At 46.0% G+C, this 15,260-nt stretch carries 13 protein-coding genes; 6 read left to right on the top strand and 7 right to left on the bottom strand.

What is annotated here, in order from left to right:
- Nucleotides 1–298: 298 nt before the first annotated feature.
- The 3 genes from gcvP to gcvH all read right to left on the bottom strand — a co-directional run bounded on the left by gcvP (nucleotide 299) and on the right by gcvH (nucleotide 4,260).
- Nucleotides 299–3,229: an aminomethyl-transferring glycine dehydrogenase gene (gcvP, locus tag J7529_RS21175; protein ID WP_318730609.1), complete on the bottom strand. Its 2,931-nt coding sequence runs from the start codon at nucleotides 3,227–3,229 to the stop codon at nucleotides 299–301.
- A gap of 96 nt (nucleotides 3,230–3,325) precedes the next feature.
- Complete coding sequence (locus J7529_RS21170; protein WP_318730608.1) at nucleotides 3,326–3,448, bottom strand: hypothetical protein; 123 nt, start codon at nucleotides 3,446–3,448, stop codon at nucleotides 3,326–3,328.
- Nucleotides 3,449–3,858: 410 nt separating this feature from the next.
- Nucleotides 3,859–4,260, bottom strand: coding sequence for a glycine cleavage system protein GcvH (gene gcvH, locus J7529_RS21165; RefSeq protein WP_318730607.1), 402 nt, complete (start codon nucleotides 4,258–4,260; stop codon nucleotides 3,859–3,861).
- A gap of 168 nt (nucleotides 4,261–4,428) precedes the next feature.
- Between gcvH and J7529_RS21160 the strand changes: the two genes are divergently transcribed.
- The 3 genes from J7529_RS21160 to J7529_RS21150 all read left to right on the top strand — a co-directional run bounded on the left by J7529_RS21160 (nucleotide 4,429) and on the right by J7529_RS21150 (nucleotide 7,853).
- Nucleotides 4,429–5,913, top strand: coding sequence for a diguanylate cyclase domain-containing protein (locus J7529_RS21160; RefSeq protein ID WP_318730606.1), 1,485 nt, complete (start codon nucleotides 4,429–4,431; stop codon nucleotides 5,911–5,913).
- A gap of 248 nt (nucleotides 5,914–6,161) precedes the next feature.
- Nucleotides 6,162–6,632 (top strand): DUF2358 domain-containing protein, encoded by a 471-nt coding sequence (locus tag J7529_RS21155; protein ID WP_271943722.1) that lies wholly within the window; start codon nucleotides 6,162–6,164, stop codon nucleotides 6,630–6,632.
- Between the two features lie 57 nt (nucleotides 6,633–6,689).
- The gene (locus J7529_RS21150; RefSeq protein ID WP_318730605.1) at nucleotides 6,690–7,853 is read left to right on the top strand and encodes an AI-2E family transporter; all 1,164 of its coding nucleotides are present in this window, start codon (nucleotides 6,690–6,692) and stop codon (nucleotides 7,851–7,853) included.
- Here the strand turns inward: J7529_RS21150 and J7529_RS21145 are convergent.
- On the bottom strand, nucleotides 7,845–8,627 hold the full coding sequence (locus J7529_RS21145; protein ID WP_318730604.1) for a hypothetical protein: 783 nt from the start codon (nucleotides 8,625–8,627) through the stop codon (nucleotides 7,845–7,847). The genes J7529_RS21150 and J7529_RS21145 overlap by 9 nt on opposite strands.
- 141 nt (nucleotides 8,628–8,768) lie before the next feature.
- Between J7529_RS21145 and J7529_RS21140 the strand changes: the two genes are divergently transcribed.
- Together J7529_RS21140 and J7529_RS21135 are read left to right on the top strand one after the other, a co-directional pair.
- Nucleotides 8,769–9,368, top strand: coding sequence for a 7-carboxy-7-deazaguanine synthase QueE (locus J7529_RS21140; RefSeq protein WP_318730603.1), 600 nt, complete (start codon nucleotides 8,769–8,771; stop codon nucleotides 9,366–9,368).
- Between the two features lie 11 nt (nucleotides 9,369–9,379).
- Nucleotides 9,380–9,583 (top strand): hypothetical protein, encoded by a 204-nt coding sequence (locus J7529_RS21135; RefSeq protein ID WP_318730602.1) that lies wholly within the window; start codon nucleotides 9,380–9,382, stop codon nucleotides 9,581–9,583.
- A gap of 10 nt (nucleotides 9,584–9,593) precedes the next feature.
- Here the strand turns inward: J7529_RS21135 and J7529_RS21130 are convergent, their stop codons facing one another.
- Nucleotides 9,594–10,856: a phosphopantothenoylcysteine decarboxylase gene (locus J7529_RS21130; RefSeq protein WP_318730601.1), complete on the bottom strand. Its 1,263-nt coding sequence runs from the start codon at nucleotides 10,854–10,856 to the stop codon at nucleotides 9,594–9,596.
- Between the two features lie 178 nt (nucleotides 10,857–11,034).
- On the opposite strand from J7529_RS21130, the gene hemB reads away from it, so the two are divergent.
- A complete protein-coding gene (gene hemB / locus J7529_RS21125) occupies nucleotides 11,035–12,018 on the top strand; it encodes a porphobilinogen synthase (RefSeq protein ID WP_271943740.1) in 984 nt (327 codons plus the stop codon).
- Nucleotides 12,019–12,134: 116 nt separating this feature from the next.
- Here the strand turns inward: hemB and lepA are convergent, their stop codons facing one another.
- Complete coding sequence (gene lepA / locus J7529_RS21120; protein WP_318730600.1) at nucleotides 12,135–13,946, bottom strand: translation elongation factor 4; 1,812 nt, start codon at nucleotides 13,944–13,946, stop codon at nucleotides 12,135–12,137.
- 82 nt (nucleotides 13,947–14,028) lie between these two features.
- Nucleotides 14,029–15,201 (bottom strand): RNA-guided endonuclease TnpB family protein, encoded by a 1,173-nt coding sequence (locus J7529_RS21115; RefSeq protein ID WP_318730599.1) that lies wholly within the window; start codon nucleotides 15,199–15,201, stop codon nucleotides 14,029–14,031.
- Nucleotides 15,202–15,260 lie beyond the last annotated feature (59 nt).

Raw genomic sequence — 15,260 nt, 5'->3', positions numbered from 1 at the left:
CAGGAGACTAACAAGCTAGAGTATATAAGGGATAGAGCCTGTAAACCTTGGAGAAAATTGAATTGTTTTACAGATCGTCAACGTGAGTATTGCTAATTTTCAATCCATTGAAAGTTACAGCACTTTGCACTGTTATAAAATATAGTGTTGAACCTACAAAGCAATGCACCACAAACCGATTCCCTATTCCCTATTCCCTATTCCCTATTCCCCAGTGCAAAGAAACCCGGTTTCTCCTGGGATGTCCTTGTTTTGAGTAACAAGGCACCAGAAACCGGGTTTCTATCTGTTCTATCGCCTAGGAATAGGCTTCCATGGGAGCGCAGGAACAGACAAAATTGCGATCGCCAAATGCATTATCAATTCGTCGCACTGGCGGCCAATACTTAAACTCCTTCGTCCAAGGTGCAGGATAGGCGGCTTGCTGGCGAGAATAGGGATGCGTCCACTCATCCGCTAACAGCATTTCGGCCGTATGGGGGGCATTTTTGAGTAGATTATCCTCAGCAGACATCTCTCCCTGCTCAATGGCGGCAATTTCCTCGCGAATGGCAATCATGGCATCGCAGAAACGGTCTAGCTCTTCCTTAGATTCGCTTTCGGTGGGTTCAACCATGATAGTTCCCGCTACGGGCCAAGACATGGTAGGCGCGTGGAACCCGTAGTCCATCAACCGTTTGGCAATGTCTTCTGCTTCTACACCGGCTGACTTTTTCAGGGGTCGCAAGTCCACGATACATTCATGGGCGACTAAGCCAAATTTGCCGGTGTACAGAATCGGATAATGGGGGTCGAGCCGATGGGCGATATAGTTAGCATTCAGAATCGCTACTTTCGTGGCATCCGTTAACCCTTGCGTGCCCATCATGGCAATGTACATCCAGGAAATGGGCAGAATACTCGAACTTCCCCAAGGCGCGGCTGCTACCGCTCCCTGTTGGTTCTTGCCTAAATCGACGATACTATGACCGGGAAGGAAGGGAACCAAGTGAGGCGCTACACCAATGGGGCCCATTCCCGGACCGCCACCACCGTGAGGAATACAGAAGGTTTTGTGTAAGTTCAGGTGACAGACATCTGCACCATAGTCTCCAGGACGACATAATCCCACTTGAGCGTTCATGTTGGCTCCATCGAGATAGACTTGACCGCCATGGCTATGGATAATTTCGCAGATTTCTTGAATGGCTTCTTCAAATACGCCGTGGGTGGAGGGATAGGTGACCATGAGTGCGGAGAGTTGAGCGCTGTGTTTTTCGGCTTTTGCTCTGAGGTCAGTGAGGTCAATATTACCCTGGCGATCGCATTTTACCGCGACGACCTTCATCCCACACATCACGGCACTGGCGGGGTTCGTACCATGGGCCGACTCTGGAATCAGACAAATATGGCGATCGCCTTGTCCATTATGCTGATGATAGGCTCGAATCACCAATAATCCGGTATATTCTCCCTGAGACCCCGCATTGGGTTGCAACGAAACCGCCTCAAATCCGGTAATTTCAGCTAACCAAGCTTCCAACTGACGGAACATTTCCTGATAGCCTGCCGTTTGCTCCAGGGGTGCAAAGGGATGAATTTGACCGATTTCCGGCCAAGTCACCGGAATCATCTCGGCTGTAGCATTGAGTTTCATCGTACAAGAGCCGAGGGGAATCATGGAGGTCGTCAAGGACAAATCCTTCGCTTCCAGGCGATGCAGATAGCGCAATAGTTCCGTTTCCGAATGGTATTGATGGAATACGGGATGGGTCATGTAGGGACTTTGGCGCGTGAAGTGACCCAAATCTGGGGTTGGCGCAGACCCGATAATTTCTTCTGCGCTAAAGGGTAAATTTTGTCCCTGGGCAAAAATCTCCCATAGGTCGATGACATCTGCGATAGTCGTGGTTTCATCCAATGAAATCCCCACAGTCTTCTCATCTAGAGTACGAAGGTTAATTTCTTTCCCATTAGCGGCGGACAATAGGCTCTCTAAGGACGTTTCACCCAAGTTTACCCGTAAAGTGTCAAAAAACCGGCTTTCAGGCAAGCTATAGCCCAAACGCTTGAGACCAGCGGCTAACCAGAGAGTATGTTGATGGATCGTTTTGGCGATCGCCTTCAGACCTTCCGGCCCATGATACACGGCATACGTCGAGGCAATCACCGCCAACAGAACCTGAGCTGTACAAATATTACTCGTCGCCTTATCCCGGCGGATATGTTGTTCCCTCGTTTGCAGCGCTAACCGCAGAGCCGGCAGTCCATCCTTATCTTTCGAGCGACCGACAATGCGACCGGGAACTTGCCGTTTATAGGCTTCGCGGGTGGCTAAATAGGCCGCATGGGGGCCGCCATAGCCTAGAGGAACGCCAAACCGTTGGCTATTCCCCACCACAATATCCGCATCCATTTCTCCTGGAGGAGTCAACAGGGTGAGGCTCAGAAGGTCAGCCGCTACTGTCGCCAGAGCGCCTACTTCATGGACTTTAGCAATAAATTCTCGGTAGTCATAAATCGTGCCATCGGTTGCGGGATATTGTAGCAGCGCCCCGAAGATGGGTTGACTAAAATCAAACGTGCCATGATCGCCCACAATCACTTCTATATCCAAGGGTTGGGCGCGGGTTTGCACCACTTCAATGGTTTGGGGATGACACTCTTGGGAGACAAAAAAGCTGTTGGCCTTATTTTTGCAGAGGCCATAGCTCATGCTCATCGCTTCGGCGGCTGCTGTTCCTTCATCAAGTAAGGAGGCATTGGCAATTTCTAACCCAGTTAAATCAATGACCAGCGTTTGAAAGTTAAGTAAGGCTTCGAGACGACCCTGGGCAATTTCGGCTTGATAGGGTGTATAGGCGGTATACCATCCGGGATTTTCCAGGATATTACGTTGGATGACCGGTGGGGTGATACAGTTGGCATAGCCCATACCCATATAAGACCGGAAAATCTGGTTTTTGCCCATCATCTCTTTGAGGGTTTTCAGCGCTTCATGTTCGCTTTGGGCGCTGGGGAGATTAAGGGGCTGAGTGAGCTGGATCGCTGGGGGGATGGTACGCTCAATTAGGGCATCTAAGTCATCGATTTCTAACAGGTTGAGCATCCGTTGAATATCGTTGTCATTCGGGCCTAAATGGCGATCGCAAAATGGACGAGTCTGTGGCTCAGACGCGGGGACAGAGGAGTTTGGGGACAAAGATCCGGTATTCATGTTAGCTTTAGGGGTTACGTCTGAATTCTGCATGGGCGATCCATATCTCACATCAAAAGCTTGAAAAAAGTGCCATAAGAGTTATGATGACACCCTTTCCTTTGCTTAGGGTTTGACATACTCCACTGGCTAAAGTCGAGTAGATTCTCCAAACATCACTGCTTTGGATTTCTGATTCAACGAGTTCGCTTCAACTAAATCTCTTGCGGTATTTAATCCAGAGGCGATCCTCTCCTCAGACGTTCGCTCCATTCCAGAAGCCTGTTTTCGTATGCCCTACGATACAGTTCAAAACCTAAAATATTGAGTTTCTCTGATACTTGGTGCTTGAAGTTTTCACCTTCTCAAGCCTTCCTGAGAAGAACCCCATAACTTCAGTTTTCAAGGTGCGTGCCTTGCGGCTACTGGGTTTTTCACGGGGTTGATCACCCTTTCTAGCTTAGAATTATAACACACATCAAGCTAGAAAACTGCTGTATTAAGTCCCTTGAAACAGTTGTCATTGCTACCGTTCTAGAAGCAATCGCCAAGACTAGGGAGATTGTTGGGATTGCTTCATGGCGTTCCGCGACCTTTGCAATGACTTCATCATCATTGACGTGCCGGACTGGATATGAGCAGTCCTTAAAGCTTAACGTCTTTGAGGTTCAATCCGTTTATCTTTAATGATCTTCCTCATCCCCTTCAAGTTGAGCGCGGTATTCTGAGGCTGAGAGTAGGCCATCTAGTTCTTCCTTCTCATCAATCCGGACTTTGATTAACCATCCATCTCCGTAAGGATCGTCACCAATATTTTCAGGGTTTTCCAGTAGCTCTTCATTGCATTCAAGGACGGTCCCCATAACGGGAGCCTTAAGATCTTCAACCGCTTTCACCGATTCAATTGAACCGAAAGATTCTCCTTTTTCTAGAGCATCTCCGACTTCTGGCAATTCAAGATGAACAATATCACCGAGTTGATCGATCGCAAAGGCACTCAGTCCAATCGTAGCAATTTCGCCATCAAGCCGCACGTACTCATGGCTGTCCAGGTATTTTAGATCGTCTGGATATTCTAATTCCATAGAAACTTCCTATTTTTTTCGACTAATCTCTAATGGTTATATATCAGGATTTGGGTATGATCGGCCCATATTCATTTAATTTTCAGAGATGATTGCTCAAAAGCGGCGATCGCCCCTTACCCCTTACCGACTACCCATTACCGACTACCCATTACCGATTACCCATTCATGAGTCGAAAGCTCTTACAGCGATTAAAAGAAACCATCCTTGTGGTTGACGATGAACCAGATAATCTGAGTTTACTGAATCGGATTTTGGTGAAGGAGGGATATCGAGTCCAGGTAGCCTCTAGTGGCAAGGAAGCTTTAAGCTCTATCCAAGCTGGGTCAGTAGATTTGGTATTGTTGGATGTGATGATGCCCGATATGAATGGGTATGAGCTTTGTCAACATCTAAAATCCATAGAATTAATTGCCGATGTCCCCGTGTTGTTTATTAGCGCCATGGATGAAACCCTCAGTAAAGTTAAAGGGTTTGAAGTGGGCGCAGTCGATTACATTAGTAAGCCGTTTGAGCCAGTAGAAGTAGTAGTGCGGATTGAGCATCAGCTACGATTGCGTAAATATCAACAGAAGTTAGAGGAACAAAATGCCCAGTTACAGTTACTTCTAGACACCACCGAAGCTCTGAGTGATACCATTGATATCGAGTCTGCCTTAGAGAAGGTACTCGCTCAAATTTGTCATACGATTCATTGGGATTTTGCGGAAGCTTGGATGCCGACTCAAGGAGGAACTCAGCTACGGTTAAGCCGGGGTGGATATAGCCATATTCAGCAATTTAAGGGGTTTCGTCATCTGAGTGAGGCGATCGCCTTTACCCCCCATGAAGGGTTACTCGGACGGGTTTTGATCTCTAAAGAGTTGGAATGGATTGAGGATATCTCGCAAACTACGCGTACGATCTCTCCCCGAATGCAGCAAGCCAAAGAGGTGGGTTTGAAGGGAGCTTTAGCTATACCCATTTGTTGGCAGAGGGAAGTGTTGGCGGTATTGATCTTTTTTTCCCGATCGCCCTATTCTCCTGAGCAGCGCTCCTTAACTTTAGTCCAATCCGTCGCCAACCAGTTAGCTTCCTTAATGCGACGCAAACAAGCCGAGACTGATTTACGCCACGCCAATCAAGAGTTAACTCGTTTAGCTACCCTCGATGGTTTAACTCAAGTGGCCAACCGGGGACATTTCGATCAAGTATTAAGTTATGAATGGTCGCAATTGTTGCATCAGATGCAACCTCTATCCTTGATTCTGGCAGATGTGGATTATTTTAAACGCTATAACGACTGCTATGGTCATTTAGCTGGGGATGACTGTTTGCGTAAAGTCGCTCAGGTGATGGCAGAGGCAGTTAGACGCTCCAGAGATTTAGTGGCTCGATATGGAGGGGAAGAGTTCGTTATTTTATTGCCGAATACTGATAGCATAGGCGCTCTCCAGGTTGCCGAACGCATTCATCAGGGAATCGGGGAACGACAATTGCCTCATGCCAATTCTGAGGTACAGCCTTATGTCACCTTGAGCTTAGGGGTTGCCTGTATGGTTCCCAGCATTGCCCGATCCCCAGAAGCCTTGATTGCTAAGGCAGATGCCTCATTGTATCAAGCCAAAACTCAAGGGCGCGATCGCATTGTCCTCAATGAAGGTACTCGCTGAAATGGGTGGCGATCGTCGAATGAGACAGAGCATTATTAGCTAAAATCTAACTAGCCAATCTCGATCATAGGAGGGGTAAGGCATTCATTCAAACCATTACCTCTGCTATACGGTATATCAGCGGCGATTTTTCAAGATAGCTACAATGGTTCAAAGCTAGATTGAATCTGTTATGCATTCTCCCACGGAAAACGAAAATTACCCTCAAGTAGCCTAAAATACATTCAACAAAATTCTCTTTACCGATCATGAACTCAGAATCCGTCCTATCCACCAACTCTGACGCTCTACCGCCCCAGATTAAAGAGGTGATGGAGATTCTGCAACAGGACTTACCCACCTTATTTGAACAGGATATTAACTACAACATTTATACCCCAAATATCCTCTTTGAAGACCCCATCAGTCAATTTAAGGGTAAACTCAACTATCGGATTATCTTTTGGACACTGCGCTTTCATGGTCAATTGTTTTTCACCGAGCTATTTTTTGATGTCCATCAGATGCACTTTTTGCCTCCCCAAACCCTGCGGGTAGACTGGACTGTGCGCGGCAAACTGCGAGTCCCCTGGAAGGCACAGATTAACTTTAATGGTTATTCTACTTATACCTTCAACGACCAAGGTCTGATCGATCATCATGTCGATACTTGGGATCGTCCACCCCTAAAGATTTTAAAGCAATTTCTCCCGCGATCAACCTCTACTCAAGTAAAATAGCCGAACAACAACCTTACCCATTACCCATTACCCATCAAGGGTGAGGAGGAAATCCTGGTGACACTTGGTCAATTACTTGGCTTTTTCAGTTTAGTTACATCCCTGTATATTCTCTGGACAATACGGGGAATTTTGCTACTTGTTTTCACTGCGATTGTACTGGCGACTGCCCTCAACCGTGGAGTGCGTCTGGTGCAGAAATTCGGCCTCAATCGAGGATTCTCGGTTTTAGTCACTATCAGTGTTACCTTTCTCTGTTTTTTGTTCTTCTATTGGATTATTGTTCCTCCCTTCATTGAACAATTTCAAATTCTGATTAATCTGATCCCGACTGGACTCGAACAACTGCGAATTCTGCTCTACCAATGGAGAGCAAATACTCCCTCTTGGTTACCAGAGCCTCCTGATTTATCCAGTGGATTTCAACAAATTCAACCCTTCCTGACCCAAGTCTTTGGCAACTTCTACTCCTTCTTTTCTAACTCCATCATTGCCGTAGGTCAATTGCTACTGGTGATTGTCTTAACTTTAATGTTTTTAGGCGATCCCATTTCCTATCGTCAAGCTTTAGTTCGCATTTTTCCGTCCTTTTATCGGCGGCGAGCCGATAGTATTTTAGCTGAATGTGAAATCGCATTAGATAATTGGTTTGGGGGCATTATTATCAACTCCCTCTTCATTGGTACGCTCAGTTTTATCGGATTATCCATCATTGGAGTTCGGCTAGTTTTAGCCCATGCATTATTGGCAGGACTACTCAATTTTATCCCCAATATTGGGCCAACTTTAAGTGTTGTTTTACCGATGACTGTTTCCCTCTTAGATACCGGTGGATTCCTCAAAGCTGGGGCAGTTTTGATTCTATATGTTGTTGTTCAACAAGTGGAAAGCTATTGGTTAACACCCACAGTGATGGCCAAACAAGTCTCCCTGTTACCTGCAGCAACGCTCCTGGCTCAACTTATTTGTTTACAGCTTTTTGGTATTATTGGTCTGTTCTTAGCCCTTCCTTTAGCAGTTATTGCTCAGGTCTGGATTAAACGACTTCTGATCGAAGATATTCTTGACGAATGGGTATTAGAAAACCCAGATTCACCTTTCGCCGCCGTTCTCCAAGGCTCGGGAGATAATAGAGATGAAACGGTTCAAGAGAGTTTACCTGAGCCTCAAGTGCCAGAACTCTCTTGCCAAGACAAGGAAGATCAAGACAAATTAGAATAAGTTAAACAAATTAAATCGATAGCCAACTCCTAATACAATACCGACTTCAGTTTTACTATCAACAAACCCCGCATTCACCCGCACTGTTCCCATGAAATCTCTGGATAGAGGAATATCAACACCCCCAACCACTAACCCATGAAACCGCAATTCATCTTTGGTTGTCACTAAAGTTCCTCCGCCTAAAAACGGCATAGCAACAACTTCTTGAGTCTGGGGATTTCTGATGGGAATTTCACCAGTTAGAGCAAACATACTTGCTGTTTGCTTGCCAAAAGAGGTGGCATTATGCAAAGTCAGATATTCGCTCAATGCTCCTTTACTCATTAAAGAAAATCCACCACTGCCTAGGGCAGTTTCTCCATCGCTTAAGCCAATGGTTCCGCCAATGCCGAAATAACTGCCTACGGCTGGTCTTGGATCGGATGTGCTGGTTTGCTGTGCGGTGGTTTGATCGGGTTCGGCTGACTCATTATTGGGTAGAGGATATATAGGTAAAGAGGCAGGAGGTTCTGGTAGAACAGGATTTTCTAAAGGAACAGGTTCAAGTTGTTTTTCTGCCCTGACTGGCTGGTATTCTAGAGGACTTCCTGTTGTTTGCTCTAGGGTAGAATTCGGGTCTTCTGCGGGTTCAGCCGCCGTGACACTGACATAGTTGCCATACATTACCCCATTGCTTTGAGCTTGAGCAAATTGTACGGGGTAAATTGCCCCAACGATCGCCCCCCAGAAGGCCAGTAATCCAATCGCTTTACACCCTGTATGGTTCATCATTTCTCCTTTGGGTTGATAGTCATAATTGTTAGTTATTATATTTGCCAACATGAAGCGCTGTAAATTCTAATTATTATAACCCAAAAGTAGAGGTGGTTGTTATAATGGAAGATCTGTTCCTATGTTAATGAATAGCCATCTGTGAAAACCTATCCCATTGTAGAAAAATTTCATTCTATCCAAGGAGAAGGCTATTGGATGGGACGAAATGCTTTTTTTATTCGCCTTGGAGGCTGTGATGTCGGCTGTTGGTTCTGCGATACGAAAGAATCTTGGCCTGTGGACAAACATCCCCAATATTCCATTGAGCAATTGGCTGAAGCTGTTTTAGCGGTCAATCCGAGTATGATTGTGATTACTGGGGGAGAGCCATTAATGCATAATTTGGATCAATTAACCCAGGGCTTAAGATCTTTGTGTCATCTCCCTTTACACTTAGAAACTTCTGGCGCTTATCCGTTTTCGGGGACATTTGATTGGGTGACGTTTTCCCCGAAGCAGTCTAAATCTCCCGATCGCAGTATGGGCACTTATGCAGATGAATTAAAAGTGGTGATTACTGGGCCAGAAGATCTAGACTGGGCTAAGGAACAAGCTCAGTTCGTGAAGCCTAACGCAGTGAAATTTTTACAACCGGAATGGAATAGCCCAGAAACGATTGATTTAGCGATGCAGTTTGTTTTACATCACCCAGACTGGCGTATAAGTTTACAAACCCATAAGTTTTTGGGTTGTCCTTAATGATTGACTGAATGATGAACATTCCATTTCAACCCGATCGCACTGAAATCGATCGCTGGAAGCACAAGATAGATGTTGCGAATGAACATAATGTTTTTTGCCACTGCCATCAGTGTGACTATGAATGGGTGAGTTCTGCGCAAAATCAGCCTTGTCCAGAGTGTCAGAGCGATCGCATCGAGCGTATCTTATGCTGGCAGTTTCCCGATGGGTAAAAAGTGATTTTTAGACTTGGGGTGTAGTTGAAAAACAGGCTTCTAGATAATTAGAAATTGCTCTGGCAATGCCTTCTTTGCCCATCATCTTCTCGGCCGTTTTATTTTTCGACACCCAATAGGCAATTTGTTCGCCTTGCTCTCCTGTTTCTTCTCCGCGATTAGCAACCACTGCATTGTATCCTTGTTCTAGTCTCTTTTGGGCAATATCAATTAATTCTTTATGGGTAACGTCTTCCTGATACTTGAAAGTTACCATATACAGGTCTGGGAATTCTGTCCTTACCCGTTCAATTACCTTGCCAGTAGGGACTAATTTCAGAGAGTGCAAAGCTCCCCCACTGGGGATTTTTCCAGGCAGTACGCGCTCCGGTTGATAGTCTGCAACAGCGGCAGAAAAGATGCCAAAAACATAGGGATATTGCTGTAAGTGATCTAAAACTAATTGGGCATAATGTTCGTAGGTTTGAGCGATTTCACAGGGGAAATAGGAAGGTGGGGTATCCCCCCCCGTTCCTAGAATTAACTGGACTTCTGCCCCTCGTAAATACAATTCTTCGGTGATTTTAAGGCTTAATGTGCCACGAAAACGATTGGTGATTCGGCGAATGTTATCAATGGGAACGGGAGTAGGACCGCCCGTGACTAAAATGGGAATACCTTTTAAAGGAGAAGAACTAACTAAGCGGGAAACTGTGGTTACAATCGATCGCAGATCGGGTAAATTGTGTTTGCCGTAGGCTTCTTTAGGAGGCATAATCTCTACACCCCAGTGGTGTAATTGCTGTAGGGATTCGGTTAAAATCCGATTGTGTAAACTGCCGTGCATCGTGGGCACAATCAGAATTTGGGTTTGCCCCTGTTCTAGTTTTCCTAAGGCGGAAGCGAGGGTAGAGGTGATAACTCCGTCGGCGATGCCATAGCGCATCTTATTAATCGTATTGTAGGTGGCAGGAGCGACGACATACACATCAAAAGGGTCTTCATCGCTGAGATGTTCCGCAGCAGCCGTCAGTTTGGTAATTACCGGATGGGTGGTACTCCATTCTAGACTGTCGAGGGTGGTATAGCGTAAAGCTTCAGTGGAGGTAAAGGCGGTAACCTCTGCTCCTTCGCGCCTGAGTTCCCGCGCTAATAGGGGGGCTTTGAGGGCGGCAATACTGCCGGTAATAAGCAGAGCAATACGTTTTCCTTGAAGGTGGGTTCCGTGTAGGGGGACTTCGTGATCGCCTAATTCAGAGGCAGGAGGAGGGGTAAAATTCCAAGGTTTCATAGAGGGAATGGGGAATGGGGAATAGGAAATGCTTGATTTTATTTTGCTTAAGGTTAGGGAGGGCTAACGTTACAAAACATTGAGAAAAAGGACTCAAATGTAAAGGGGGATCGGCGATCGCTATACAATGCTGAAATACTCTCGATTTATTTAGATTACTGTTTGTAAACTCCCAATTATGTTTCCCATTCATCGCCCTCGTCGCCTCCGTAACTCTGCTACCTTGCGCCGCATGGTACAAGAGACGGTCTTAACCACTAATGATTTGATTTATCCGTTGTTTGCGATCCCAGGTGAAGGAGTCGCTAAGGAAGTGAGATCGATGCCTGGTGTATATCAGCTCTCAGTAGACAAAATTGTAGACGAAGCGAAGGAAGTCTATGATTTGGGTATTCCGGCGATTATCCTGTTTGGTATTCCTGAAACCAAAGATATGGACGCAACAGGTGCTTGGCATCATTGTGGGATGATCCAGCAAGCGGCTACGGCAGTCAAAGAAGCTGTGCCTGAGTTAGTGGTGATTGCAGATACTTGTTTATGCGAGTATACCAGCCATGGTCATTGTGGCTATTTGGAAGTGGGAGATCTGACGGGACGGGTGTTGAACGATCCCACATTAGAGTTATTGAAGAAAACTGCCGTTTCCCAAGCCAAAGCTGGAGCGGATGTGATCGCCCCATCTGGGATGATGGACGGGTTTGTACAAGCAATTCGCGCAGCGTTAGATGAAGAGGGGTTTGAAGAGATTCCGATTTTGTCCTATGCTGCTAAGTACGCTTCGGCCTATTACGGGCCATTCCGAGATGCGGCTGAGTCAGCCCCCCAATTTGGCGATCGCCGCACCTATCAGATGGACCCGGCTAATAGTCGCGAAGCGATTAAGGAAATCGATCTAGATGTGGCTGAAGGGGCGGATATGCTGATGGTTAAACCAGCTTTAGCCTACATGGATGTGATCTGGCAAGTGAAACAAGCCTCGAATCTGCCCGTTGCCGCGTACAATGTTTCCGGTGAATATTCCATGGTCAAAGCTGCTGCTCTCAATGACTGGATTGATGAACGGCGAGTGGTGATGGAAACCTTAACCAGCTTTAAGCGTGCTGGTGCCGATCTAATTCTCACCTATCATGCCAAGGATGCTGCCCGGTGGCTTCAGGGGTAATGAATCCTCCATCATTAATGTCCGTTGATTTAAGTTGGGACAGTTAAGTTATTGTTTGAGGCAATAGGCAATAACTTAACTGTTCCTAACTCACTCCTTCTCGGCTATCTCACCAATTACCCGTTATCCAACTTCAAAACCGCCATAAATGCGGACTGAGGCACATCGACTGTACCAATGGACTTCATTCGCTTTTTACCCTTGGCTTGTTTTTGCAGCAGCTTTTTCTTCCGGGAAATATCACCGCCGTAACATTTAGCCAATACATCCTTACGCAAGGCAGGAATATGTTCACTGGCAATAATTCGCGAACCAATTGCGGCTTGAATGGGAACTTTGAACTGATGGCGTGGGATCAATTCTTTCAATTTTTCCGTTAATCCCCGTCCCACATAATAGGCTTTATCGCGATGGACAATCATGGCTAGGGCATCGACGGGATCGTTGTTGATCATGATATCTAAGCGCACCAAATCATCGGAGCGATAGCCGATAAACTGATACTCCATACTGGCATAACCCCGCGATCGCGTCTTCATCTGATCGAAGAAGTCAGTTACCACTTCCGCTAAGGGCAACTCGTAAATCAAGGTGGTCCGACTTTGGGTTAAATACTTCATATCCTTGAAGATTCCCCGTCGGGTTTGGCACAATTCCATCAATGTGCCCACATAGGCTTCTGGGGTAATAATATCTACTTTGACATAGGGTTCCTCAATGCTTTGTCGTTCGTTGGCAGGCGGTAAGGTACTCGGATTATCAATGGCAATGGTTTCTTCCGAGTTCAGAACCACCCGATAAACTACGGAAGGAGCAGTAATAATCAAGTCCAGATTGTATTCCCGCTCTAACCGTTCTTGGACAATTTCCATGTGTAATAATCCCAAAAACCCACAGCGAAAACCGAAGCCCATGGCGCTAGAGGTTTCTGGTTCATAGGAAAGGGCAGCATCATTGAGTTTGAGTCTCTCTAGAGCTTCCCGCAATTCGGGGAATTGGTTGGCATCGGTGGGAAACATGCCGCAGAATACCATGGGGTTGGCTTCTTTATATCCCGGTAAGGGATTTTCGGCAGATTCTGCTTTCAGGGTAATGGTATCGCCCACCCGCGCATCTTCCACAGCTTTAATGGATGCGGCTAAATAGCCCACTTCTCCAGCATGTAGTTCTTCCACTTGCACTTGAGTTGGAGAGAGAACGCCTAACTCGTCAATATCGTATTCTTTACCGGTTGCCATCAAGCGGATGCGATCGCCTTTACGAACCTTACCATCCACCACCCGAAAATAGACGATTACGCCCCGATAGCTATCATAATAACTGTCAAAAATCAGGGCCCGTAGGGGTTCTTTTAGGGTTTCTTGAGGAGCAGGAACTCCCTGAACAATCGCTTCTAGAATATCGGGAACACCGATGCCTTCTTTCGCCGAAGCTAAAATGGCATCACTACAATCTAATCCAATTACCTCTTCAATTTCTGCCTTGACCCGATCGGGTTCCGCCCCAGGCAAGTCAATTTTATTCAGAACGGGGATAATTTCCAGATCGTGTTCTAGGGCCAAATAGACATTCGCCAAGGTTTGCGCTTCTACCCCCTGGGAGGCATCTACCACTAACAGTGCCCCCTCACAGGCAATCAGCGATCGCGAAACTTCATACGAAAAATCAACATGCCCTGGAGTATCAATTAAATTAAGGACATAAACTTCCCCATTATCCGCCTGATAATTCATCCGTGCAGCTTGGAGCTTAATCGTAATCCCCCGCTCCCGTTCGAGATCCATGCTATCCAGGAACTGCTCCTTCATATCGCGATCGGCAACCGTTCCCGTAGACTGGAGGAGGCGATCGGCTAAGGTAGACTTCCCATGATCGATATGGGCAATAATACAGAAATTACGAATATGAGAGACTTTAGCGTCGGTCATAAAGTTGAATTTGAACCTAATGAAGTAAAACGTTTAGTGATTGACATCCTCCCCTGGCTAAAGCCGAGGAGATTCCTAAACCTCACGATTTAGGTTTCTGTTTCTTTGCAGTTGCCTTCACAGATTTACTCTGATCGGGTCTTACACTCGCTCCACAGACTGACACCGCAAGTCCTGCGGCCAAGATATTTTTACTGGCGTTAATATCCCGGTCATGGTCACTCCCACACTCAGGGCATTTCCATTGCCGAATATTTAACGGCATTTTTTCAACGATATGCCCACAATTACTACACCGTTTTGAACTCGGAAACCACCGGTCTATCTCGATAGTGTTTCTGCCATACCATCGGCATTTATAGGACAATTGTCGGGTAATCTCTCCCCAACTTGCATCAGATATCCCTTGTGCCAGCTTTCGGTTTTTGACCATATTCTTAACTGCTAAGTCCTCAACACCTATCGTTTGGTTTTCACGCACCAGTTGAGTGGTTAGCTTATGTAAATGGTCACCTCGGGTATCGACTATTTTTTGGTGAAGTCTAGCCAGCTTTACTCTGGCTTTGTATCTATTGTTAGAACCTTTCTGTTTTCTCGATAAGCTTTTTTGAAGTCCCCTTAACTTATGGTAGTGTTTCTTTAATGCTTTAGGATTAGCTATTTTCTCTCCATCACTGGTCGTTAATAGGCGGCTAATTCCTAAATCAATACCTACTGCTTTATCCTTAGCAGGCAAGGGTTTAATAGTGGGGTCATCAAATCTAATGGAGATATGCCAACGTCCTGACCGATGCAGTTTTACTGTTACCGAACTGGGCACACAACCGGATGGGATTTGACGAGACCAGCGAATAGCTAAGGGTTCTTTACATTTGGCTAAATAGATTTGACCGTCTTTAAACTTAAACGCCGATTTGGTAAATTCCGCACTACCTCCTTGGTTTTTTTTCCTGAATTTTGGATATTTGGCACGGGCGGCAAAGAAATTAGTAAATGCGGATTGCAGATGCCTCAACCCTTGTTGCAAGGGGACACTACTCACCTCCTTTAAGAAATCTAACTCTTCTTGTTTTTTCCAGGCGGTCAACATTGAAGAGGTTTGAGCGTAATCTACTCTTTCTTGTCGTTCATACCAAGCCTGAGTTCTTTCGTGGAGAGCTTTATTATAGACCAGCCTTACGCAACCCAAAGTTCGCCGCAATAGGGACTCTTGCTCTGATGTTGGATAAAACCTGTAGTTGAATGCTCTTTCCATAAAAGACTATTTGACTCTTGTTTACATTATAGCCCCTTCAATGTAAGACCGGCAAGTTA

It is taken from the genome of Roseofilum sp. Guam, assembly GCF_017746735.1.
In the GTDB taxonomy this organism is placed as follows: Bacteria; Cyanobacteriota; Cyanobacteriia; order Cyanobacteriales; family Desertifilaceae; genus Roseofilum; species Roseofilum reptotaenium.
The sequence above is the reverse complement of the archived record's forward strand: the minus strand, read 5'-3'. Positions and strand labels throughout refer to the sequence as shown.

Excerpts from the sequence above, each read along its gene's own strand:
- gcvP (WP_318730609.1), bottom strand. The coding sequence starts at position 3,229 with ATGCAGAATTCAGACGTAACCCCTAAAGCTAACATGAATACCGGATCT.
- J7529_RS21170 (WP_318730608.1), bottom strand. The coding sequence starts at position 3,448 with ATGGAGCGAACGTCTGAGGAGAGGATCGCCTCTGGATTAAATACCGCA.
- gcvH (WP_318730607.1), bottom strand. The coding sequence starts at position 4,260 with ATGGAATTAGAATATCCAGACGATCTAAAATACCTGGACAGCCATGAG.
- J7529_RS21160 (WP_318730606.1), top strand. The coding sequence starts at position 4,429 with ATGAGTCGAAAGCTCTTACAGCGATTAAAAGAAACCATCCTTGTGGTT.
- J7529_RS21155 (WP_271943722.1), top strand. The coding sequence starts at position 6,162 with ATGAACTCAGAATCCGTCCTATCCACCAACTCTGACGCTCTACCGCCC.
- J7529_RS21145 (WP_318730604.1), bottom strand. The coding sequence starts at position 8,627 with ATGATGAACCATACAGGGTGTAAAGCGATTGGATTACTGGCCTTCTGG.
- J7529_RS21135 (WP_318730602.1), top strand. The coding sequence starts at position 9,380 with ATGATGAACATTCCATTTCAACCCGATCGCACTGAAATCGATCGCTGG.
- J7529_RS21130 (WP_318730601.1), bottom strand. The coding sequence starts at position 10,856 with ATGAAACCTTGGAATTTTACCCCTCCTCCTGCCTCTGAATTAGGCGAT.
- hemB (WP_271943740.1), top strand. The coding sequence starts at position 11,035 with ATGTTTCCCATTCATCGCCCTCGTCGCCTCCGTAACTCTGCTACCTTG.
- lepA (WP_318730600.1), bottom strand. The coding sequence starts at position 13,946 with ATGACCGACGCTAAAGTCTCTCATATTCGTAATTTCTGTATTATTGCC.
- J7529_RS21115 (WP_318730599.1), bottom strand. The coding sequence starts at position 15,201 with ATGGAAAGAGCATTCAACTACAGGTTTTATCCAACATCAGAGCAAGAG.